Raw genomic sequence first — 20,861 nt, forward strand, 5'->3', positions numbered from 1 at the left:
AAGTCAGGTCTGGTTACGACGACTGCTGCGGCAGCAATGATAATGTCCATGGCCTCGCCGGTCGGGGCATCGAGCCACCGCGAGGCACCGAACGTCGCCAAGATGCCCAAGGTCGACAACACCGACGTCTATGCCTTCCGCAGCTATGAGACGGGTCGCGACGGCTTCACCACGATCATCGCCAACTTCCAGCCCGGCGAAAACCCTGGTGACGGTCCGAACTATTACACGATGGACCCCGACGCGCTGTACGAGATCCACATCGACAACACCGGCGACGCCAAGGAAGACATCAACTTCCAGTTCAAGTTCAACAACGTCCTGAAGAACGACAAGGGCAAGACGCTGAACGTCGGCGGCAAGGACCTGCCGATCGCGCTGCGTCACATCGGGCCGATCGCCGCCGCCGGCGACGCCAACCTCGGCGAGGACGAGAATTACACCGTGACGCTGGTCACTGGGGACGCGCGTAGCGGCACCCGCGCCGCGATCGTCAATGCGACCGGCGGCAGCAGCACCTTCGTCAAGCCGATGGACAATGCCGGTAACAAGTCTATCCCCGGCGGCTACGAGACCTATGCCCGCAAGTTCATGTACTCGGTCAACATTCCCGGCTGCTCGACGGCGGGTCGCGTGTTCGTCGGCCAGCGCGCCGAGTATTTCGCGGTCAACCTCGGGCCTGTCTTCGACCTCGTCAACTTGGTGCCGATCGAGGGCGACAACGACCCGGTCTATGGCAACGGCACGCCGTTTCCCGGCGGCATCACGCAAAGCCAGGACAACCAGGAGCTGATCGGCAAGAAGAACGTCACCTCGATCGCCATCGAAGTGCCGACCGCCTGCCTGACCGGTGCCGGTAACGGCGTCATCGGCGTGTGGAGCACCGCCAGCCTGCCGCAGGCACGACTGCTGCGTACTGCCCCGACCTTCGCCTCGCCGGCGCTGCAGGGTGGCGCTTATGTTCAGGTCTCGCGCCTCGGCATGCCGCTGGTCAACGAGGTGGTGATCGGCCTGCCGCAGAAGGACCTGTTCAACGCCTCGGTGCCCTCGGGCGACGCGGCGCTGGCTGACTATGTGACGAACCCGACCTTCCCGGCGATCCTCGACGCGCTGTTCCGCGCGCCGGTCAACGCGACGCTGGGCACGACCTTCACCAATCTCGCGCCGACCAACTTTCCGCGCCAGGATCTCGTCGCGACCTTCCTGACCGGGTTCGCCGGGGTCAACCAGTTGAAGACCGTGACGCCGTCGGAGATGTTGCGCCTCAACACCGCGGTTCCAGTGACGCCGCAGGCCGCGCAGAAGACGCTGGGCGTGGTGGCGGACGACCTCGCCGGCTTCCCCAACGGTCGCCGTCCGGGTGACGATGTCGTCGACATCGTGCTGCGCGTCGCCATGGGCCGCCTGTGCTACCCGATCCCGGTCGGTGGCAAGCAAACCGACCTCGGCCTGTGCAAGCCCGCCGATGCGCCGACCGGACAGGTCGCCTTCACCGACGGCGCACCTAGCAATGCTGCGAACATCCAGGCGGTGTTCCCGTACCTGAACCCGCCGCTGCGTGGTGCGCCGCGCCCCCAGACCCAGCCGTAAGGGAGGATGATCATGTCCAAGCTTCTCAGGAACATGCTGTTCGCGAGTGCCGCCGGGGCGGCGCTTGCGGCGTGCGGCGGGGGTGACCAGGCGACGCCGACCACGCCGGTGGTGACGACGCCGGCGGCCAAGCTGGAGGATAGCTTCGGTGCCAACTTCGGCGTCGCCTATCGCGCGGATCCGAACTCGGTCGCCAAGGATCCGCAGCCGGGCGACATCATCCCGCTCAGTCTGACCGCGACGCCGGTGACGATCTAGAGCGCCGGCGGTCCATAGCCGAAGCTCAGGCTGGAGAAAGTCGTATCGAAGTCGGCGGCGGGATTGCCCGTCACCGGCTTCGTCCAGATCACGTTGAGCTGCCACTTGCCGCGGCGGGGTACATCGAAGGCGGTGCGCCCCGCCGCGTCGCTCAGCTTGACGGCCAGCGGACGCGTGTCGAAATCTAGGTTATTCAGCTTCACCGTTGCACCCGGCAGCGGTTTTCCCTCGTACAGTATCTGCACCGGCAGCGCTTCGCCGGGCGCCAGCGCATAGGGGCTCTTTTGGGGCACGATTTCCAGGCTCAGGCCGACCGGGCGCGTCACGAAAGCCTGGTCCCCGCCGACCGTGCCGACCTGCACCAGCGCTTTGGCGCGCCGGCTATAGGTCTCGCGCCCGTCCTTGTCGTTCATCCCGAGCCGGGTCCGGGCGGCGATCGCCGGGGTCAGCCCCTCGACCTTCAGATAATCGTTGAAGCGGATCGACGGCAGCACGCTCGTCGCATGGCTCGATTCGAGCACCAGCATGTGCGTCCCCGCGCCGGCAAAGCTCAGCACTGCGTCGCTGGCGCCGCGGTCGGGATTGATCGCGGTGCGCCGGTCGACGGCGCCGGCGCTGCTGATGTCCTGGAAGCGCAGGACCCGGTCGTTGGCGACGCCCCAGCGCTGGCGGAAGGTGCCGTGGCCGACCAGCACGGTGATCGGCACCGCCGCACCCGGCGCCACGTTGAACGACGCGGGCTGGATCCACACGTCATGCGCCAGCGCCGTTCCTCCCGCAGCCAGGGCAAGGACGACAAGCAGGCTGGCACGCATTCGACGATCTCCCGGATGACGCCCGGACGGGGCCTCGGGTTATACGCATGCGCAGCGATTTCGACGCTTTGCCTCGCCAGCCCGGCCTCCGCCCACATGGGTACCGGCCTCGCGGGCGGGTTCGTCTCCGGCTTCCTCCACCCACTCAGCGGCGTCGATCATCTGCTGGCGATGGTGTCGGTCGGCCTGTGGGGAGCCTTCCTCGGCCGTCCGCTGATCGTCGCGCTGCCGGTGATCTTTCCCGCCGTCATGGCGATCGGCGGCGCGATGGGCATCGCCGGGGTGCCGTTGCCGCCGGTCGAGATCGGCATCGCCCTGTCGGTGCTGGTGCTCGGCATCATGATCGCCGGTGCCGTCCGGGCGCCGGTCTGGCTGGCCTGCACCATCGTCGCGATCTTTGCGATCTTCCACGGCTATGCCCACGGCCAGGAACTGCCCTCCGCAGGTGATCCGGTCGGCTACAGCGTCGGCTTCATGCTGTGCACTGGCCTGCTGCACGTCTGCGGCATCGGTATCGGACTGCTCAACGAGCGCCCCGGCGGCATCGTCGTGACCCGAACGATGGGCGGCCTGATCGCACTGGCCGGCGTGTGGTTCATGGCCAAGGCGTTCGGCGTCCTGTGAGGGGTGGCCCGCTGCCTCCCGCTTTGCTGTGCGCTGCGCTGGCGTTCGCGCTGGCCTCTGCGCCACCACGCGCACGGCTGCCGGCGCTGGTCCTGCTGTGCCTCGTCGCCGTCGCCGCGAGTCACCTGCCGTTCGACCGCATCTCGCCCGAGATTGTTTTCGCCGGCTGCTGGATCAGCGTCGTGCTGACCGCCGCCTCGGTCTATCTCCGTGCCGGCCGTCCGACGTGGTTCGGCCCGGTCGTCGGCGCCAACGCCGGGCTGTGGAGCGGCGCGGTCATCGCGATCTCAGGCACGACGATGGACCTGCTGCGCGCGCTGCCCGCCGCGTTGATTGTGCTGCCCGCCGCATGGCTGGTCTCGCGTGGCGGCGGCATCGCGGTAAAAGTGGTATCGTCCTGGCTGGTCGCGATCGCTATCCTGGCGGCGACACTGCCGATCGTGCCGACGCCGGGCTATGCGCCGGACCATATGGAGTGACGATGCGTCTCGCCGTCCTGTTGCCGCTGCTGCTGCTCGCGGGCCCCGCCTGCGCCGCGGTCTATGAAGTCGGCGAGGACGGCAGCCTCGAGCGCCTAGATACCGTCGTCGCACCGCTGGCGAACCCGGTCCGCCACCGCACCGCCGCGACCTCGACGACGTCCGCCCGCGCCGCCGCCTTCCAGCCCGCCGTCAACAGCGCCGCGACCCGCTACGAAGTCAGCCCGGCCCTGATCGACGCCATCGCCCATGTCGAATCACGCTACGATCCCAAGGCCTTGTCACGCGCCGGGGCGAACGGCATCATGCAGTTGATGCCGGGCACGGCGCGCGACATGGGCGTCGATGCCAGCGATGCGACTGCAAACATCCGGGGCGGCACGGCGTATCTGCGAATGCTGCTCAACCGCTTCGACGGCGACGTCATCCGCACCGTCGCTGCGTATAATGCCGGGCCGGCGGCGGTGATCCGGGCGGGCGGCGTACCGCGCTACCCAGAAACGATCCGCTATGTCGCCTCGGTCATGGACCGTCTCGCGGCAGCGGCGCGTTGACGTAACGAACGATGAGGGACGCCTTCAGAATGACCCCGACGATATTCCGTCCCTTCGCACTCCTAGTGGCGCTCATGGCCGCCAGCTCGGCGTTCGCCCAGGCGGTGACCCTCGACCCGCAGGGTTCGGGCGCGATCAGCGGTGCGCTCGGCTGGATCCAGGGCACCTTGCTGGGCAGCGTCGCCACCGCCGTTGCGGTCATCGCGGTCGCCAGTGTCGGACTGCTGATGCTGACCGGCCGGATGAACTGGCGCTTCGGCGCGACCGTGGTGATCGGCCTGTTCATCCTGTTCGGCGCCGGTGCCATCGTCGGCGGCATCCGCAGCGTCGCGACCGAGCAGCGCTGACATGGACTCGGGCGCCCAGCTGGTTCGCGAGCCGGTGTTCACCGCCCTGACGCGCCCGCAGATGTTCGCCGGCGTCACCTACACCTTCTTCATCATCAACGCCCTGGCGACGATGGAGCTGTTCCTGCTGACCAAGTCGTTCTGGGTGCTGCCGCTGGCCTTGGTCTTCCACGGCATCGGCACCATCGCCTGCCTGCGCGAGCCGCGCATCTTCGACCTGTGGCTGCTGCGCGCCCGCCGTTGCCCGCGCACCCGCGGGTTCGCGCTGTGGCGCTGCAATTCGTACCGGCCCTAGGTGGCGAGCGCCGCCGCCCTGTCGCCGCGCGAGACGCTGGCCAAGCGCGAGAACAGCGTCGGGGACCGGCTGCCCTGGTCGCATCAGGCAGACGACTTCACCATCGCCACCCGCGACGGCATGCAGTGCCAGTTCATCCACCTCGCCGGCCTGCCGTTCGAGACCGTCGACACCGACGACCTGAATTTCCGCCACACCATCCGCGAGACGATGCTGCGCGCCGTCGCCGACCCGCACCTCGGCATCTATCACCACATCCTGCGCCGCCCGGTCGATGCCGTCCTGCCTGGCACCGCCACCGACCCGTTCTGCGCCGAAATCGACACCGCATGGCGGGCGCGACTCACTGCCAAGCAGATGTTCGTCAACGAGCTGTTCCTGACCGTCGTGCGCCGCCCGCTGCAGGGCCGCACCGGCATCCTCGACGGCGTCGCCGAGCTGTTCCGCCCCAAGAGCAGCAGCGGCGAGGATATGGCCGGCCGCCGCGACCTGCACACCGCCGTCGACGCGATGTTGCGCAGCCTGTCGCCCTACGGCGCGCGCCGGCTCGGCGTTTATGAGACGCCGCAGGGCATCTGCTCGGAGGCCGCCGAGTTCCTGTCGTTCCTGCTCGATGGTGAACTGCGCCCGGTATTGCTGCCGCGTGCCGACCTCGGCCGCTACCTGCCGCGCAAGCGCTACAGCTTTGGCGTCGACACCATCGACATCAAGGGTGCCACCGACGCCGAGCGGCGCTTCGCCGCGATGATCTCGATCAAGGACTATCCGCCCGCCACCGCGCCGGGCCTGCTCGACAACCTCCTGCGCCTGCCGCACGAGATGGTCGTGTCGCAAAGCTTCGGCTTCGTCGATCGCACCGCCGCGCTGGGCCGCATGAATCTCGCGCTGCGCCGGATGCGCGCCACCGACGACGATGCGGTGTCGCTGCGCTCTGGCCTGTCGGAGGCCAAGGACAATGTCGCCGCCGGGCGGGCCGGGTTCGGCGAGCATCACCTGTCGGTGCAGGTCCGCGTGCCGACGTTGGGCCAGCTCGACACCGCCGTCGCCGATGTCCTGTCGAGCTTCACCGACCTCGGCCTCATCGCGGTGCGTGAGGATGTCGCGCTGGAGCCCGTCTTCTGGGCGCAGTTCCCCGGCAACTTCAAGGACGTCGCGCGGCGCTCGCTGATCTCCACCGGCAATTTCGCGTCGTTCGCCTCGCTCCACAATTTCCCGGTCGGGCGGGCAAGCGGCAATCACTGGGGCGATGCGATCACCGTGCTGGAGACCACTTCCGGCACGCCGTATCATTTCAACTTCCACGTCGGCGACCTCGGCAATTTCACCGTCATCGGGCCGAGCGGCAGCGGCAAGACCGTCGTGCTGACCTTCCTGCTGGCGCAGGCGTCGAAACTCGGGCCGCGCACCGTCTATTTCGACAAGGACCGCGGTGCGGAGATTTTCATCCGCGCGACAGGCGGGCGCTACAGCGTGCTGCGACCCGGCCATCCGTCGGGGCTCAATCCGCTGGCTTTGCCCGACACGCCGACCAACCGGCGCTTCCTGACCGAATGGGCGGAGCGGCTGCTGCTGCCCGCCTCGGGGGTGCTCGACACCACCGACCGCGAGGTCATCGCCGCGGCCGTCGACGCCAACTTCGACCAAGCACCGCAGTTTCGCCGCCTGCGCTATTTCCGCGAGTTGCTGTCGGGAACCCGGCGCCCGACTGCCGGCGATCTGGCGCACCGGCTGGCACCGTGGATCGAGGGCGGCGACCGCGCCTGGCTGTTCGACAACGAGGTCGACCGCTTCGACCTGGAGGGTCACGGCATCGGCGTCGACATGACCCAGCTGCTCGACGATCCCGCCACCCGCACCCCGGCGATGATGTACCTGTTCCACCGCGTCGAGGAGCGGCTCGACGGCACCCCGACGATCATCGTCGTCGACGAGGGCTGGAAGGCGCTCGACGACGAGGCGTTCGTGGCGCGCATCAAGGATTGGGAGAAGACCATCCGCAAGCGTGGCGGCATCGTCGGTTTCGCGACGCAGAACGCCCGCGACGCGCTCGACAGTCGCATCGGACCGGCGATTATCGAGCAGGCGGCGACGCAGATCTTCATGCCCAATCCCAAGGCGCAGGAGGCGGATTACCGCCAGGGTTTCGGTCTGAGCGAGCATGAACTGGATCTGGTGCGGTCGCTCCCCGACACGTCGCACTGCTTCCTGGTCAAGCACGGCAACGACAGCGTTATCGCCCGGCTCGACCTGACCGGGCTCGACCGCATCCTGACGGTGTTGTCGGGGCGCGAGGCGACCGTGCGGATCCTGGACGGTCTGCGTGCCGAGCTTGGCGACGACCCGAAGGACTGGCTGGAGCCGCTGCTGACGGCTGTCGCGGAGACCCGGCGGTGATCGCCGCCGCCTCGAAAGGACGCGGATGATCGGTGCCTGCGACGTCGGCATCTCGCCGGACACGCTGGCGCGTGACGTGCTGGCCAGCGCCGACTGCCTGATCCAGACGCAGGTCGAGCAGGGCTATGCCGCGTTGCTGGCGCCGGACGGGACGTTCGTCACCGCGCTGACCATCGGGCTGACCATCTATGTCGCGGTGTTCGGCTATCGGCTGATCCTCGGGCTTTCCAGCCTGACGCTGGCCGAGGTGGTGCCGCACTTCATCAAGATCGGCGTGATACTGGCGCTGGCGACCAGCTGGGCGAGCTACCAGACCGTCGTCTTCGACCTGCTGTTCCATGGGCCGCAGGAGTTGGCGGACGTCATCGTGCGGCAGGCGGCCGGAACGAGCGCGGCAGGGCAGGGTGACGTGCTCCTGGCGCTGCAATCGGTGTTCGAGCGGCTGACCGACGCAGCGGGCGACGCCTGGGCGCAGGTCGTTCCCGCCGCTGCAGCTACCGCTGCGCCGGTTGCGCCACCTGTCATCGGGGCGCCAGCAGCGGCTGCTGCGCCCGCTGCGGTGGCGCTGCCGTTCGCTCTCGGCGCGCCGCAGTTCGTCGCGGCGCTGCTGTGGTTCTCGGCGCTGGTGCTGATGGCGGCCAGCGTCGGGGTGCTCCTGGTGGTGCGGATCATCCTGGCGCTGCTGCTGCTGCTCGGCCCGATCTTCGTCGCCTTCGCGCTGTTCCGCGCCACGCGCGGCGTCTTCGAAGGCTGGCTGCGCGTCACCGTCAAGTTCGCGCTGGTGCCGCTGTTCGCGCTGCCGCTGGTCGCCGTCGTCGTCGCGTTGCTGGCGCCGATCTCTGCAACCCTCGGCAACGCTCCAGTGACCGGCGTTCGGGACAGCCCGGCCCTGCTGATCCTGCTCATCGTGCTGGTCTATGCTGCCGTCATGGTCCAGGCGGCGCGGCTGGGTGGCGGCATCGCCAGCGGCATCCGCCTGCCGCGCCGCAACGTCATGCCGGCACCGCTGGACCGGGCAGCTGCCACCGCAACGCCATTCACTGCCGCGGACCGCCTCGCGGTTGCCAGCCGTACCGATACCATCGTCCAGGCGATCGCCGCCACTGGCCGTCAGGGCGTCGCAGGCCAGGTCGGCACTAGCCCCGCCGCCATTCTCGCTACTCGCTCGATCACCTCTCCGGCCGGGGCCGAGACGCGGATCGTCGCCGACAACAGCACCCGCCTCGGCCAGGGCTACCGCCGGCTGGCGGTGGCAACCTCCCGCACCCCCAGGATCTGAGCATGGACCAAATCACCCCTGCAAGATCGACCTACTACGCCGATGCCGCGACCTGGAGCGACGACGTCAACGGATCGCTGCGCGCCTCGCGCCGCCTTGCCTGGATCGTCGCCGGGCTGGCGGTCTTCGTGGCCGTCCTCGAGGCGCTGGCGCTGGTCCTGCTCACGCCGCTCAAGACCGTCGTGCCCTATACCATCACCGTCGACCGCCAGACCGGCAACGCCCAGCTGGCGCGCGGCATCGTCCTCGGTCCGAGGTCCCAGAACGATGCGCTGGTCCAGTCCGCGCTCGCGCAGTACGTCATCGCCCGCGAGACCCTCGACGCGACCGACCTCGCCGCCAACTACCGCAAGGTCGGGCTGTGGTCCGCCAGCACCGCGCGTTCGGACTATCTGCGCTCGATGGACCGCAAGAACCCCGCCAGCGTCCTCAACGGTGCGACCGCCGCCACCGAAATTTCCACGACGATCAAGCAGGTTACCCTGATGAGTCCGACCAGCGCCCTCGTCCGCTTCGCCACCGACCGCCGCGAGGGCGACGGCCCGGTGACCCGGATGGATTGGGCCGCGGTCCTGCAGTTCGCCTTCACCGGCGGCCCGCTCAGCATGGAGGACCGGCTGGTCAATCCGCTCGGCTTTCAGGTCACGCACTACCGCCGCGACGCCGAGGCGCTGGCGCCGCGCGTCATCGTCCCGACCGCTGTCCCCACCGCCGTGCCAGCTTCCACCACGGTCACGTCGACGACCACGACATCGACGGTGCCATCGGCTGCACCCTCGGCGATCGTCGTCCCGACCACGCTGCCGCGTCTCGTCAATCCGGAGCCGGTCCGATGAAGCTTTGCAAAGTCCTGCTCCTGGCGCTGGCCGCTGCGGCGCCGCTTGCCGCCGCCCAGACCCCCGAGCCCGGTCCCGTCGATCCGCGGATCCGCACGATAGTCTACAACCCCCGCCAGGTCGTCACCCTGACCGGCCAGCTCGGCTATCAGATGGTCATCGCCTTCGGTCCCAACGAGCGCATCGAGAACATCTCGATCGGCGACTCGCTGGCGTGGCAGGTGACGCCGAACAAGAAGGCCGACCTGCTGTTCCTCAAGCCGATCGACCGCAGCCCGAGCACCAACATGGCGGTCATCACCAACCTCCGCCGCTACAATTTCGAGCTGATCTCGGTCGCGGCGACCAATCGCCGGGCACAGACCTATGACGTCCGCTTCCTCTATCCCAACGAGGAGCTCGACGCGGCGCGCACCATCGCGCCACCGGAGGAGACCGTCAGCGACGCCGCGGCGCCCGACAGCTGGAACTTCGCCTATAGCTATGACGGGGCCAAGACCAACGTGCCGGCGCGGGTCTTCGACGATGGGCGCTTCACCTATTTCCAATGGCCTGAAGGCACCGACACCCCGGCGGTCTTCGTCATCGGGCAGGACGGCAAGGAGGCGCTGGTCAACCACGTCGTCAAGGGCCGCTATTTCGTCGTCGAGCAGCTTGCCGCGCGCTTCGTCCTGCGCAACGGCAGCCAGGTCACCCAGGTCTACAACGACGCGATGAAGGTCCGGGAGCCGGGTGCCGCCGCGCCGCGCGCCCGGGACGAAACGGCAAAGCCCAAGCGCGGCTTGTTCTCGCGGTCGCGGCCATGACCGACGACGCGCTTGCCGCCAACGACCGGCGTGCGATGCCAGCCGTTGCGCGTCCGGCGTCGCGGCTGGTGCTGCCGCTCGGCATCGCGGGTGTCGTGCTGCTCGGCATCGGGACATTCGCCGCCTTGTACAATCCCGGATCGACGCCGGCAGGGACCGACGCGCTGCCGGTGACGACGCGCGCCCCGACGAGCAGCGCGGACCTGCCCCCACCGCCGATGCTGGCACCGGTCGCGCCGGTCGTGGTGGCGCCGCCCGCGCCGCTGCCGGCCTATGTCCCGCCGACGCCGGTACCGGTCCAGCGCGTGATCCCGGCGCCCCCGCCGCCGGGTCCAGTGACCCCCGCGCTGATCGTCGACCTGAGTCCGGCGACACGCCCGGCGACTTCGGCGGCGGCCCGGGGAGACGCGACCGCGCCGAAACTCACCTCCAGCGAGGCGTTCCTGGACCGGGTGTCCAAGACGCGGCCGGAGACGGTCGGAACGGATCAGCTGGCGTCGACCGACATGGTGATCCCGCAGGGCACGATCATCGCCGGGGTGCTGGAGACGGCGATCAATTCCGACCTGCCGGGGCTGGTGCGGGCGGTGGTCAGCCGGGACGTGCTCGGCTTCGACGGCAGCCGGGTGCTGATCCCGCGCGGCAGCCGGTTGATCGGGCAATATTCGAATGGTGTCGCGCTGGGCCAGTCGCGTGCTTTCGTGATCTGGACGCGGCTGCTGCGGAGCGACGGGGTGTCGGTGCAGCTCGGATCGGCAGCAACGGATGCGTTGGGCACGGCCGGGCTGGGCGGCAAGGTCAACAGCCACTTCCTGCGGCGCTTCGGGGCGGCGACACTCTTGTCGGTGGTTACCGCGGGGATGGAGTTCGTTGCCAATTCGGCGCGCTCCGCCGGCACCGTGGTGGTCGGCTCCTCGGGGCAGGCCAACCAGCTGGCGGGCATCGCTCTGCAGCGCGAGATCGACATCGCGCCGACGATCAAGGTCGCGCAGGGCACGCCGGTCCGCGTCTTCGTCGCCAAGGACCTCGACTTTTCCGACGAGGCGCGGCTCCCTCCGGCAAGGGCGGCCCGGCCATGACACGCCTGGCCGAAGTCAGCGGGCAGGACGGCGTCTACCTCCAGTCCTACCTCGCCCCGCTCGCACCGTGGCTGCAACGCCCCGACATCACCGAGATACTGGTCAACCGCCCGCAGGAGATCTGGATCGAGCGCCAGGGTGCGCCGCAGATGGAGCGGATCGAGGTCGCCGACCTGACCGGCACCGCGCTCAACCGCCTGGTCACGCAGGTCGCGCGCGCCAACCACCAGGGCGTCAGCCGTGCGCAGCCGCTGCTGTCGGGCCTGCTGCCGGGGGGCGAGCGCATCCAGATCATCGCGCCGCCCGCAACCCGCGGCGACCTAGCGATCGCCATCCGCAAGCATGTTCAGGTCGACCTCGACCTTGCCGACTATGCCGCTGACGGTGCCTTTGATGGCGTGACGGTACGCGAAGACGGGGCCCAGACCGCCACCGACCTCGACCTGCGCCAGCGCCTCGACCGCGGTGACATATTGGGGTTCCTGGACGCTGCGGTCGTGGCACGCAAGACCATCCTGATCGCCGGCGGCACGTCGAGCGGCAAGACCACCTTCCTCAATGCGCTGCTCAAGCGCATCGGCCGCGACGAGCGTATCATCACCATCGAGGATACGCCCGAGGTCTCGCTCGACCGGCCCAACGCGCTGGGCCTGGTGGCAGTGCGCGGCGACACCGGCGAGGCGAATGTCACAACCGAGGAGCTACTGCAGGCCGCGCTGCGAATGCGGCCCGACCGACTGCTGCTCGGCGAGATGCGCGGATCGGAGGCGTTCAGCTTCCTGCGCGCCGTCAATACCGGGCATCCCGGCTCGATCTCGACGATCCATGCCAACAGCTGCGCCGGGGCGATCGAGCAGGTCGCGCTGCTGGCGCTCCAGGCCCGCGTCAACCTCGGCCGCGCCGAAATCATCGCCTATGCTCGCTCGGTGATCGACGTGATCGTCCAGGTCAGGCGCGGTCCCGACGGGCGGCGTGTCGTGGCGGATATCAGGTTCAATTCCTGACTTGATGGCTGGGCGGGACATTTTTAACAAACCGCAAATGTTTCAATAACTTGCGAGTCGCCGCGTCGGAAGACCTTATTTGGGTCAAAACGGCGCCCAAAACGCCGATTGGCGAACTAAGTTTCTGACATCAAAAGCGTTTATCGCCGTTTTACACCGCTCTGGCGCAGGAAAACGCCAGCTTAACCTGACAGGGACTGCCTGTGGATAACTTGAGTGCATCCACTCAAGAAAAGCCCAGCCCATGTCTGTCCGCTGCATCGCCGCCGTTGCCCTGCTTGGTGCAGTACAGGCCCACGCCGCGCCGCCATTTCCACTCGGCACCTATGTCGGCAATGCGCATGGCAACGATGCCGTCGCAATGGCGAAGTTCAAGGCGGCGATGGACGCGCATTCGGCTGCCCTGGGCGGCGCGAAGTCGAAGTTCTTCAACGTCTTCACCGACTATAACGGCGATCCCTCGACATGGGCGGCTTCCGCCGGCTGGGCGGCGTGGTCGAGCGCCCGCAGCGGCGACGACTATGTCTCGCCCGGCGGCGGCGCCGTCCCGGTCGTCGGGGTGCCGATGGCCTGGCCCAAGATGGGCTTCAGCAACGTCGAACAATTCTACATCTACACCGCCGCCGGTTCTTACGACGCGGTCTGGGCCGGCATCGTCGATGCCTGGGCCGACAACGGCTACAAGATCGTCGACTTTCGCATCGCCTATGAGATGAACGGCAACTACATGCCGTGGTCGCCGGCGAACGCCAGCGCGCCGACCAAGCTGGCCGACTTCGTCAAGGCATTCCAGCGCGTTGCCGATGTCATCCATGCGGAAGCTAGGAAGAAGGGCATCACCGCGCTGGTCCACTGGAACCCGACGGCGATCAACTGGACACCCTATCCGGTGACCTCGATCTATCCGGGCGACGCCTATGTCGATGTCATCTCCATCGACCAGTACAGCCCGATGTATCCGCTCGGCTATGTCGACTGGACGACCGGCGGAAACAGCGAAACCACCGACAAGGTCGCTTGGGCGGCGGTGGCCGGCAACCGCCAGCATTACTACCGCTACCCCAATGCGACGCGCTATGTGCAGACGCCGGGCCTGAACAGCTCGGGCTGGTCGATGCCGCAGGCGATCGAGTTCGCCAAGCTGCACGGCAAGCCGATCGCCGTCGACGAGACCGGTGTCGGCAAATCCGGGGCAGGGCTCGGCCCCTCCGACGATCCCGAATTTCCAAAGTACCTCGCCGGCATCCTCACCGAGGCACGGTCGAAGGGCGTTGCCGTCCGTAGCGTCAATATCTGGGACGCCAAGCTGGGCGATGGCGATTGGGATTTCAGGGGCGGCAGCAAGCCGCTGACCGCCGCCGCGTGGCGAACCTACTTCGGCGAACCCAGGCCAAATCCTTGACGATTTGAGCGGCCGGGCATGTCGCTCATCTGACAGACAGGTCTAATATGTCTATACGGGCCCATGCCCGATGATCTTCCGCCCGCATGTTGAGCCGCCGCGACGGACTGGTCGCGCTGGCAATTGCCGCCCTTTCGTCAGGCAAGGGCTTTGCTGCGCTGCCGCAGGCGCCCGGCGGGGATTCGCCGTTTTCCTGGGAGCTGCTCAAGGCTTTGGCGCTGCGCATCGCCGACCGGCCGTGGCGCGCGCCGCAACCGGTCTCGGCCGCGCAGTTGCTCAGCTACGACGACATCGCGCGCGTCAATTACCGTCCGGAGAAGTCGCTCTGGGCCGGTAGCGGCGACAGCGAGACGCGCTTTTTCCCGCTCCAGCACGCCGCAAACCTGCCGGTCGACATCGCCGTGGTCGAGAAGGGCGTCGCCCGGCCATTCACGTTCTCTGCCGACCTGTTCGCGGTCAAGGCCGACGCTAAGGGTATCAAGCCGACACTGGCGCCGGGATTCGCCGGCTTCCGCCTGATGAACGCCAACGGTCGGGGCGACTGGCTGGCGTTCCAGGGCGCCTCGTATTTCCGCAGCGCCGGGCAATTCGACCAGTACGGCCTGTCGGCGCGCGGACTGGCGGTCAACACCGGCATCGATGGCCGCGAGGAGTTCCCGCTGTTCACGCGCTTCTGGCTGGAGCGCGGACCGGGTTCGACGATCATCATCTATGCGCTGCTGGAGGGACGCAGCGTCACCGGTGCCTATCGCTTCGTCACCCGCCAGACGCCGGCGGGACCGGTGCAGGACGTCAGCCTGATGGTGCATCTGCGCGCCGACGTGCAGCGGCTAGGCTTCGCACCACTGACCAGCATGTTCTGGTACGGCGAGGGCAACCGCGCGGCGGGGATCGACTGGCGCCCCGAAGTCCATGACTCGGATGGCTTGGCGCTATGGACCGGCGCCGGCGAGCGGGTCTGGCGGCCGCTGGTCAATCCGCCGCAGCCGATCATCAACGCCTTTGCCGACAAGGCGCCGCGCGGCTTCGGCCTGCTCCAGCGCGACCGGCGCTTCGCCGATTACCAGGACGACAGCGCCTTTTACGAAAAGCGCCCGAACCTGTGGGTCGAGCCCAAGGGCGATTGGCAGGCCGGTTCGGTGATGCTGTACGAGATCCCGACCCGCAAGGAGATCGAGGACAACATCGTCGCCTTCTGGGTGCCGAGCGCGCCGGCTCGCAAGGGTGACAGCTATGCCCTCGACTATCGCCTCAACTGGACCGGTATCGATCCGCTGCCGGCAACGATGGCGCGTGCGGTCGACAGCTGGACCGGTACTGCAGGTCCGCCGGGGTCCGAGCCGGTCGACGGCGCGCGTCGCCTGGTCGTCGATTTCAGCGGCAAGACGCTGGTCGGGCTGACCCGGAACAGCGGCGTCGAGGCGATGGTCTCGGTCGCCTCCGGAAAGCTGCTGGGAACCTATGTCTATCCGGTCGTCGGCGCGGCGCCGCGCTGGCGAATGATCGTCGATGTCGGGCAGGAGCGCCGCAAGGCGAGCAATATACGAGCCTATTTGAAGCGAGGCGGCGATGCTTTGAGTGAAACCTTCCTGTATGATCTGTATTCATAGCGTCACATCTTTGCTGGAGCGTGATGTCGATTCCAACTGATCTGCAATGTGTTTCGGAAGACCTTTCGGATTTGTCGGAAGGGGACGTCGAATCCGATGCTTCATCGTGGGTTAATAATGTTCGTCATGGCCCATGGGCCAATCCGACGTCGTTCATGCCCTCCGAAGCGCCGCTCGACATGCCCGTCCAGTCGCTCGAAAAGGCGCGAAGCCTCGCCGATACCTCGCCGGAGCCGCTGCGTGGTCCATCGGCGCAGATCGGGCGTCGTCGCCTGTTCATGGTCGTGGGCAGCCTGTCGCTCGGCGTGCTGGCGGTCCACCAGATGCGCACCGCGCTGGGTGTCGACGGCATCGATGCGCTGGATGTGCTGTTCCTGGCACTGTTCTTCAGTCTGTTCGCCTGGATCTCGTTCGGATTTCTCGGCTCCGTCGCCGGCTTCGCGGCGCTGGCGGGAGCCGAGGCTCCCGCGGCCTCGAATCGACCAAGGCTGCCGACCAGGCCGGTCGCCGTACTGCTGACCATCTGCAACGAGAACCTCGACGCGGTGACCGGGCGGCTGCTCAAGATGACGGGGTCGGTGACCGGCATCGGCGCGGCGCGGATGTTCGATTTCTTCGTCCTCAGCGATTCGGGCGCCAAGGCGGAAGCTGCCGAACAGGCGGCGTTCCGCTCGGTGCGCGAACACAGCGCGGCGCGGATCTTCTATCGCCGCCGCGCCATCAACGAGGCGCGCAAGCCCGGCAACGTCGCCGACTGGGTCCGTCGTCACGGCGGGGCCTATGAGGCGATGATCGTTCTCGATGCCGACAGCCTGATGAGCGGCGAGGCGATGTCGCAACTTGCGGTGGCGATCGAGGACCGGCCTGAGCTCGGCCTGCTGCAGACCATCCCGACGATCATCCACGGCCACACCTTCTTCGCCCGCTGGCACCAGTTCGCCGCCGCCGCTTATGGCCATGTCGCCTCGGCCGGGCTGCAATGGTGGTCGGGGACGGAGGCGACCTATTGGGGCCACAACGCCATCATCCGCGTCCGCGCCTTTGCTGCCAGCTGCGGCCTGCCGGCCCTATCGGGGGCCGAGCCATTCGGCGGCAGCATCATGAGCCACGACATGGTCGAGGCCGCCTTGCTACGCCGTCGCGGCTGGGCCGTCGAGATGACCACCTTGCCCGGCGGCAGCTTCGAGGAGTTTCCGCCGACGCTCGCCGATCATGCGATCCGCGACCGGCGCTGGTGCCAGGGCAATCTCCAGCACCTCCGCCTCGTCGGCGTTGCCGGCCTGCACTGGGTCAGCCGCCTGCAGTTCCTGATGGGTGCATCGTCGTACCTGACCTCGCCATTGTGGCTGTTCCTGCTGCTCGCGGGGATCGCCGAACAGGCACGGACCGCCGGCAGTGCCGTCGCCGGGGTGCCGCAGCCGTGGCTGCTCGGCCTGACCGGGCTGCTGCTGCTCGGTCCCAAGTTCATCGCGCTGATGTGGATCGGCATCGACCGCGACCTGCGTACGGCGCTGGGCGGCGGCTTGCGGGTGACGACGACAGTCGCGATCGAAATCCTGCTGTCGATGCTGGTCGCGCCGATCATCATGCTCGGGCAGACTGTCGCCATCGTCGACATCCTGTGCGGTCGCCCCAGCGGCTGGATCGCCCAGCGCCGCGAGGCGGACGGGCTGGCGTTGTCGGCGGCGCTGTCGCTGTACGGCTGGCACATCGGCTTCGGACTGGTATTCCTGTTCGCCATGGTCGGCGGCCCCGCCGATGCGGTGTGGAGCCTGCCGGTGACGATCGGACTCCTGGCTGCGCCGTTCACCGCGATGCTGGTGTCGCGTCGCGACGTCGGCAACTGGCTGTCGGAGCGCGGGCTGTTCGTCAGTCCGACGCTGATCGGTCCCGACGAGCGCTGGATCCGCCCGGCACAGCGACCTTCGGCGCTGGACGAGCGCGCGCTGGCAAACCGCTAGCCGTCACCGGCATGCCAACTCCGCGCTTGCGAGTCCTGGGTCATGCCGGTATATGCGCCGGTCTCGAACCGGAGGAGTGTAGCTCAGCTGGTAGAGCATCGGTCTCCAAAACCGAGGGCCGGGGGTTCGAGCCCCTCCACTCCTGCCAACTCCTGAAGGTTGGCGGCGCAGGGTTCGAGGTTTTTCAGGGACCAGCTGAGGGTTGCCGAAATCTTCGGTGGCAGGCGGCTGGTTCTTCGTGTTGACGTGGGACGGCATAGGGACGGTATCGTACAAGATGGCCAAGGTTTCACCCGGGGAGTTCGTGCGGCAGGTCCGTGCCGAGACCGCCAAGGTCTCGTGGCCGACCCGTCGCGAGACGATCACCACGACGATCATGGTCTTGATCATGACCACGATCCTGGCAATCTTCTTCCTTGGCGTCGACACCGTGCTGGGGTCGTTCGTCAAGTTCCTGCTGTCGCTCGCCGGTTAAGGTAAAGCATGTCGCGCTGGTACATCATCCACGCCTATTCGGGTTTCGAGAACAAGGTGCGCGACGCGATCGTCACCGAAGCCGCGCGTATGGGCCTCGATACTTTCATCGATTCGGTCGAGGTGCCGGTCGAGAAGATCACCGAGGTGCGCCGCGGCAAGAAGGTCACCAGCGACCGCAAGTATTTCCCGGGCTACGTCCTCGCCAAGCTCGAGATGACCGACGACGTCTATCACCTCGTCAAGAACACCCCAAAGGTCACCGGCTTCCTCGGCCAGCAGGGCAAGCCCCAGCCGATCACCGAGTCCGAAGCCAGCCGCATCCTGAACACCAAGGTCGACGAGATCGTCCCGGCGTCGAAGGTCAAGTTCAAGGTCAACTTCGAGATCGGCGACCAGGTCAAGGTTCTCGACGGCCCGTTCGCGTCGTTCAACGGCCAGGTCGAGGAACTCGATTTCGACCACGGCCGCGTCAAGGTGTCGGTGTCGATCTTCGGTCGCGCCACGCCGGTCGAACTCGGCTTCGACCAGGTCGAGAAGCCCAAGTAACAGTTTACACTCGCGTTTTTGGAAGTGGGAGGCGGTCAGGACCGTCGCTAGCACCACATGAAGGAGTGCCGTCATGGCAAAGAAGATTACAGGTTACATCAAGCTGCAGGTGAAGGCGGGCTCCGCCAACCCCTCGCCGCCGATCGGGCCGGCCTTGGGTCAGCGCGGCGTCAACATCATGGAATTCTGCAAGGCGTTCAACGCCAAGACGGCCGAGCTTGAGAAGGGCATGCCGATTCCGACGGTGATCACCGTGTACGCCGACCGTTCGTTCTCGTTCATCACGAAGACCGCACCGGCAAGCTACATGATCAAGCAGGCAGCTGGCCTCAAGGCCGGCGGCACGACCCCGGGCAAGGGCGCCTCGGCCGGCAAGATCACCAGCTCGCAACTGCGCACGATCGCCGAAGCGAAGATGACCGACCTCAATGCGAACAGCATCGAGATGGCGATGAAGACGATCGAGGGCAGTGCGCGCTCGATGGGTCTCGAAGTGGTGGAGGGCTGATCCGATGGCCATGAGCAAGAAGGTCAAGGCCATGTCGGCCACCGTCGACCGCGAGAAGCTGTACGATCTCGATGCCGCGCTGAGCATGGTCAAGGCTAACGCCACCGCCAAGTTCGACGAGACCATCGAAGTCGCGATCGGCCTCAACGTCGATCCGCGCCACGCCGACCAGATGGTCCGCGGCGTCGTCACGCTGCCCAAGGGCACCGGCAAGTCGGTTCGCGTCGCCGTGTTCGCTCGCGGCGCCAAGGCCGAGGAGGCACTCGCCGCCGGAGCCGACATCGTCGGCGCCGAGGACCTGCTGGAGATCGTCACGGGCGGCAAGATCGACTTCGATCGCTGCATCGCGACGCCGGACATGATGGGCCTCGTCGGCCGCCTGGGTAAGGTCCTGGGTCCGAAGGGCATGATGCCGAACCCCAAGCTGGGCACGGTCACCATGGCTGTCGGCGATGCCGTCAAGGCAGCCAAGGGCGGCCAGGTCGAGTACCGCGTCGAGAAGGCCGGGATCATCCACGGCCGTCTCGGCAAGGCGAGCTTCAGCCAGGACGATCTGCGCGCCAACTTCGACGCCCTGCTGGGTGCCGTCGTTCGGGCCAAGCCGTCGGGCGCCAAGGGCAAGTACCTGCAGAAGGTCGCGCTCAGCTCGTCGATGGGCGTCGGCGTCAAGGTCGACACCGAGACCGTCGGCCACAGCGTCTAACCAGTTTTCCACCTCCGGGTGGAGATAGCCGTCCGAGATTGCAGGTGTCCGTAAGGACTTAAGCCAAAAGGCCTGCATGAGACGGGGAGAGTTTTTCCGGTTCCACCGAGCGATGGTGGCGGCGGGCCTGTCCTAACCGACAGGCAACGACCCCTCGGACGGGCTTCGCTGGCAACAGCGGGGCTCAACCGGCCCGGGCGAAAGCCAGGGTCATTACAAGGAAGGAGAGAGCATGGATCGCGCTCAAAAAACCGAGCAGGTCTCCGCCCTCGCCAAGACTTTGTCCGAGACTGCCGTGGTCGTTGTCACGCGCAATCATGGGTTGACGGTGGCGCAAGTCACCGACCTTCGGACCAAGATGCGGCAGGCGGGTGCCAGCTTCAAGGTGACCAAGAATCGGCTCGCGAAGATCGCGCTGGAGGGTTCGCCCTACCAGCCGCTCGGCGAGCTGCTGACGGGTCCCATCGGGTTTGCCACATCCACCGATCCGGTCGCTGCAGCCAAGGTTGCAGTTGATTTCGCGAAGACGAACGACAAGTTCGAAATCGTCGGCGGTGCAATGGGGTCGACCGTTCTCGACATCAACGGCGTCAAGGCGTTGGCTTCGCTGCCATCGCTCGACGAGCTGCGTGGTCGTATCGTGGGCCTTATCCAGGCTCCCGCGAGCAAGATCGCACGGGTCATCAGCACGCCGGCGGGCAACCTTGCCCGGGTGTTCGGGGCTTACGCCAACAAGGAAGCGGCATAACGCCGAAGCAACTAACGGGCGCGTGCCGCCCCATTTTGGAGAAGACACATGGCTGACCTCAACAAGATCGTCGAAGAACTGTCGACGCTGACCGTCCTCGAAGCTGCCGACCTTGCCAAGCTGCTCGAAGAGAAGTGGGGCGTTTCCGCCGCCGCTCCTGTCGCTGCTGCCGGCCCGGCCGCCGCTGCTGGCCCAGCTGTCGAAGAGAAGACCGAGTTCGACGTGATCCTCACCGGCGACGGTGGCAAGAAGATCAACGTCATCAAGGAAGTCCGCGCCATCACCGGCCTGGGCCTGACCGAAGCCAAGACGCTGGTCGAGTCGGCTCCCAAGGCCGTCAAGGAAGGCATCTCCAAGGCTGACGCCGAGAAGATGAAGGCCCAGCTCGAAGCAGCCGGCGCCACCGTCGAACTCAAGTAAGCCTAACAACTTACTCGTATCGAGAAGGGCGGCCCCGCAACGGGCCGCCCTTTTTGCGTAGGCAGGGAACCGATTGACGCGGGGCGATTACCCCTTCCCCAAATCCAACAGCTGTCCTATATAGCC

Annotated in this window: 23 protein-coding genes and 1 tRNA gene; 23 read left to right on the forward strand and 1 reads right to left on the reverse strand. The window is 67.0% G+C overall.

All coding sequences use genetic code 11. The annotated features are described in order from the left end of the window. The first annotated feature begins 42 nt into the window (after positions 1-42). Together ACOFKW_RS07630 and ACOFKW_RS07635 are read left to right on the forward strand one after the other, a co-directional pair. The gene (locus ACOFKW_RS07630; protein ID WP_419816717.1) at positions 43-1,590 is read left to right on the forward strand and encodes a DUF4331 domain-containing protein; all 1,548 of its coding nucleotides are present in this window, start codon (positions 43-45) and stop codon (positions 1,588-1,590) included. A gap of 12 nt (positions 1,591-1,602) precedes the next feature. Beyond that, a complete protein-coding gene (locus ACOFKW_RS07635; RefSeq protein WP_419816718.1) occupies positions 1,603-1,848 on the forward strand; it encodes a hypothetical protein in 246 nt (81 codons plus the stop codon). Here ACOFKW_RS07635 and ACOFKW_RS07640 read toward each other — a convergent pair. After that, positions 1,845-2,663, reverse strand: a complete 819-nt coding sequence (locus ACOFKW_RS07640; RefSeq protein ID WP_419816719.1) for a DUF4198 domain-containing protein — start codon at positions 2,661-2,663, stop codon at positions 1,845-1,847. The two genes, ACOFKW_RS07635 and ACOFKW_RS07640, sit on opposite strands and share 4 nt — an antisense overlap. A gap of 96 nt (positions 2,664-2,759) precedes the next feature. Between ACOFKW_RS07640 and ACOFKW_RS07645 the strand changes: the two genes are divergently transcribed. From ACOFKW_RS07645 to rplL, 21 genes are all read left to right on the forward strand, one after another. Next, a complete protein-coding gene (locus ACOFKW_RS07645) occupies positions 2,760-3,287 on the forward strand; it encodes a HupE/UreJ family protein (protein WP_419816720.1) in 528 nt (175 codons plus the stop codon). 23 nt (positions 3,288-3,310) lie between these two features. Continuing rightward, entirely contained in the window at positions 3,311-3,766 is a 456-nt protein-coding gene (locus ACOFKW_RS07650) for a hypothetical protein (protein WP_419816721.1), read from the forward strand. A gap of 2 nt (positions 3,767-3,768) precedes the next feature. Continuing rightward, complete coding sequence (locus tag ACOFKW_RS07655; protein ID WP_419816722.1) at positions 3,769-4,320, forward strand: lytic transglycosylase domain-containing protein; 552 nt, start codon at positions 3,769-3,771, stop codon at positions 4,318-4,320. Positions 4,321-4,349: 29 nt separating this feature from the next. Next, positions 4,350-4,667, forward strand: a complete 318-nt coding sequence (locus ACOFKW_RS07660; RefSeq protein WP_419816723.1) for a TrbC/VirB2 family protein — start codon at positions 4,350-4,352, stop codon at positions 4,665-4,667. 1 nt (position 4,668) lies between these two features. Beyond that, positions 4,669-4,962 carry a type IV secretion system protein VirB3 gene (locus ACOFKW_RS07665; protein WP_419816724.1) on the forward strand — a complete coding sequence of 98 codons (294 nt, stop codon included), beginning with the start codon at positions 4,669-4,671 and terminating at the stop codon, positions 4,960-4,962. After that, positions 4,963-7,356 (forward strand): VirB4 family type IV secretion/conjugal transfer ATPase, encoded by a 2,394-nt coding sequence (locus ACOFKW_RS07670; protein ID WP_419816725.1) that lies wholly within the window; start codon positions 4,963-4,965, stop codon positions 7,354-7,356. Between the two features lie 25 nt (positions 7,357-7,381). Then, the gene (locus tag ACOFKW_RS07675; protein WP_419816726.1) at positions 7,382-8,635 is read left to right on the forward strand and encodes a type IV secretion system protein; all 1,254 of its coding nucleotides are present in this window, start codon (positions 7,382-7,384) and stop codon (positions 8,633-8,635) included. 2 nt (positions 8,636-8,637) lie between these two features. Beyond that, positions 8,638-9,471 (forward strand): virB8 family protein, encoded by an 834-nt coding sequence (locus ACOFKW_RS07680; RefSeq protein WP_419816727.1) that lies wholly within the window; start codon positions 8,638-8,640, stop codon positions 9,469-9,471. Next, positions 9,468-10,277, forward strand: coding sequence for a P-type conjugative transfer protein VirB9 (virB9, locus tag ACOFKW_RS07685; RefSeq protein WP_419816728.1), 810 nt, complete (start codon positions 9,468-9,470; stop codon positions 10,275-10,277). The genes ACOFKW_RS07680 and virB9 overlap by 4 nt, the downstream gene beginning before the upstream one ends. After that, positions 10,274-11,356, forward strand: coding sequence for a type IV secretion system protein VirB10 (gene virB10, locus ACOFKW_RS07690; protein ID WP_419816729.1), 1,083 nt, complete (start codon positions 10,274-10,276; stop codon positions 11,354-11,356). The genes virB9 and virB10 overlap by 4 nt, the downstream gene beginning before the upstream one ends. Continuing rightward, positions 11,353-12,360: a P-type DNA transfer ATPase VirB11 gene (gene virB11, locus ACOFKW_RS07695; protein ID WP_419816730.1), complete on the forward strand. Its 1,008-nt coding sequence runs from the start codon at positions 11,353-11,355 to the stop codon at positions 12,358-12,360. The genes virB10 and virB11 overlap by 4 nt, the downstream gene beginning before the upstream one ends. Before the next feature lie 244 nt (positions 12,361-12,604). Then, positions 12,605-13,762 (forward strand): glycosyl hydrolase, encoded by a 1,158-nt coding sequence (locus tag ACOFKW_RS07700; RefSeq protein WP_419816731.1) that lies wholly within the window; start codon positions 12,605-12,607, stop codon positions 13,760-13,762. Between the two features lie 86 nt (positions 13,763-13,848). Beyond that, positions 13,849-15,372 (forward strand): glucan biosynthesis protein, encoded by a 1,524-nt coding sequence (locus ACOFKW_RS07705; RefSeq protein ID WP_419816732.1) that lies wholly within the window; start codon positions 13,849-13,851, stop codon positions 15,370-15,372. A gap of 155 nt (positions 15,373-15,527) precedes the next feature. Next, positions 15,528-17,333, forward strand: a complete 1,806-nt coding sequence (gene mdoH, locus ACOFKW_RS07710; protein WP_419816733.1) for a glucans biosynthesis glucosyltransferase MdoH — start codon at positions 15,528-15,530, stop codon at positions 17,331-17,333. A gap of 72 nt (positions 17,334-17,405) precedes the next feature. Further along, positions 17,406-17,481, forward strand: a tRNA-Trp gene (locus tag ACOFKW_RS07715). A 129-nt stretch (positions 17,482-17,610) separates the two neighbouring features. Next, positions 17,611-17,808, forward strand: coding sequence for a preprotein translocase subunit SecE (secE, locus tag ACOFKW_RS07720; RefSeq protein ID WP_419816734.1), 198 nt, complete (start codon positions 17,611-17,613; stop codon positions 17,806-17,808). 8 nt (positions 17,809-17,816) lie between these two features. Continuing rightward, entirely contained in the window at positions 17,817-18,356 is a 540-nt protein-coding gene (gene nusG, locus ACOFKW_RS07725; RefSeq protein WP_419816735.1) for a transcription termination/antitermination protein NusG, read from the forward strand. 73 nt (positions 18,357-18,429) lie between these two features. Further along, complete coding sequence (gene rplK, locus ACOFKW_RS07730) at positions 18,430-18,864, forward strand: 50S ribosomal protein L11 (RefSeq protein WP_419816736.1); 435 nt, start codon at positions 18,430-18,432, stop codon at positions 18,862-18,864. Positions 18,865-18,868: 4 nt separating this feature from the next. After that, positions 18,869-19,567: a 50S ribosomal protein L1 gene (rplA, locus tag ACOFKW_RS07735; protein WP_419816737.1), complete on the forward strand. Its 699-nt coding sequence runs from the start codon at positions 18,869-18,871 to the stop codon at positions 19,565-19,567. A 232-nt stretch (positions 19,568-19,799) separates the two neighbouring features. Further along, a complete protein-coding gene (rplJ, locus tag ACOFKW_RS07740) occupies positions 19,800-20,315 on the forward strand; it encodes a 50S ribosomal protein L10 (protein ID WP_419816738.1) in 516 nt (171 codons plus the stop codon). 48 nt (positions 20,316-20,363) lie between these two features. After that, positions 20,364-20,735: a 50S ribosomal protein L7/L12 gene (gene rplL / locus ACOFKW_RS07745; RefSeq protein ID WP_419816739.1), complete on the forward strand. Its 372-nt coding sequence runs from the start codon at positions 20,364-20,366 to the stop codon at positions 20,733-20,735. The last annotated feature ends 126 nt before the right edge of the window (positions 20,736-20,861 follow it).

The organism is Glacieibacterium sp. (assembly GCF_965200405.1).
Taxonomy (GTDB): Bacteria; Pseudomonadota; Alphaproteobacteria; order Sphingomonadales; family Sphingomonadaceae; genus Glacieibacterium.

Bases quoted from the DNA above. Each gene is read 5' to 3' on its own strand.
- virB10 (WP_419816729.1), top strand. From the start codon at position 10,274: ATGACCGACGACGCGCTTGCCGCCAACGACCGGCGTGCGATGCCAGCC.
- rplA (WP_419816737.1), top strand. From the start codon at position 18,869: ATGGCCATGAGCAAGAAGGTCAAGGCCATGTCGGCCACCGTCGACCGC.
- ACOFKW_RS07655 (WP_419816722.1), top strand. From the start codon at position 3,769: ATGCGTCTCGCCGTCCTGTTGCCGCTGCTGCTGCTCGCGGGCCCCGCC.
- rplK (WP_419816736.1), top strand. From the start codon at position 18,430: ATGGCAAAGAAGATTACAGGTTACATCAAGCTGCAGGTGAAGGCGGGC.
- rplL (WP_419816739.1), top strand. From the start codon at position 20,364: ATGGCTGACCTCAACAAGATCGTCGAAGAACTGTCGACGCTGACCGTC.
- ACOFKW_RS07630 (WP_419816717.1), top strand. From the start codon at position 43: ATGTCCATGGCCTCGCCGGTCGGGGCATCGAGCCACCGCGAGGCACCG.
- virB11 (WP_419816730.1), top strand. From the start codon at position 11,353: ATGACACGCCTGGCCGAAGTCAGCGGGCAGGACGGCGTCTACCTCCAG.
- ACOFKW_RS07700 (WP_419816731.1), top strand. From the start codon at position 12,605: ATGTCTGTCCGCTGCATCGCCGCCGTTGCCCTGCTTGGTGCAGTACAG.
- virB9 (WP_419816728.1), top strand. From the start codon at position 9,468: ATGAAGCTTTGCAAAGTCCTGCTCCTGGCGCTGGCCGCTGCGGCGCCG.
- secE (WP_419816734.1), top strand. From the start codon at position 17,611: ATGGCCAAGGTTTCACCCGGGGAGTTCGTGCGGCAGGTCCGTGCCGAG.
- ACOFKW_RS07705 (WP_419816732.1), top strand. From the start codon at position 13,849: ATGTTGAGCCGCCGCGACGGACTGGTCGCGCTGGCAATTGCCGCCCTT.
- ACOFKW_RS07635 (WP_419816718.1), top strand. From the start codon at position 1,603: ATGTCCAAGCTTCTCAGGAACATGCTGTTCGCGAGTGCCGCCGGGGCG.
- mdoH (WP_419816733.1), top strand. From the start codon at position 15,528: ATGCCCTCCGAAGCGCCGCTCGACATGCCCGTCCAGTCGCTCGAAAAG.
- ACOFKW_RS07680 (WP_419816727.1), top strand. From the start codon at position 8,638: ATGGACCAAATCACCCCTGCAAGATCGACCTACTACGCCGATGCCGCG.
- ACOFKW_RS07665 (WP_419816724.1), top strand. From the start codon at position 4,669: ATGGACTCGGGCGCCCAGCTGGTTCGCGAGCCGGTGTTCACCGCCCTG.
- nusG (WP_419816735.1), top strand. From the start codon at position 17,817: ATGTCGCGCTGGTACATCATCCACGCCTATTCGGGTTTCGAGAACAAG.
- ACOFKW_RS07675 (WP_419816726.1), top strand. From the start codon at position 7,382: ATGATCGGTGCCTGCGACGTCGGCATCTCGCCGGACACGCTGGCGCGT.
- ACOFKW_RS07660 (WP_419816723.1), top strand. From the start codon at position 4,350: ATGACCCCGACGATATTCCGTCCCTTCGCACTCCTAGTGGCGCTCATG.
- ACOFKW_RS07645 (WP_419816720.1), top strand. From the start codon at position 2,760: ATGGGTACCGGCCTCGCGGGCGGGTTCGTCTCCGGCTTCCTCCACCCA.
- ACOFKW_RS07640 (WP_419816719.1), bottom strand. From the start codon at position 2,663: ATGCGTGCCAGCCTGCTTGTCGTCCTTGCCCTGGCTGCGGGAGGAACG.
- rplJ (WP_419816738.1), top strand. From the start codon at position 19,800: ATGGATCGCGCTCAAAAAACCGAGCAGGTCTCCGCCCTCGCCAAGACT.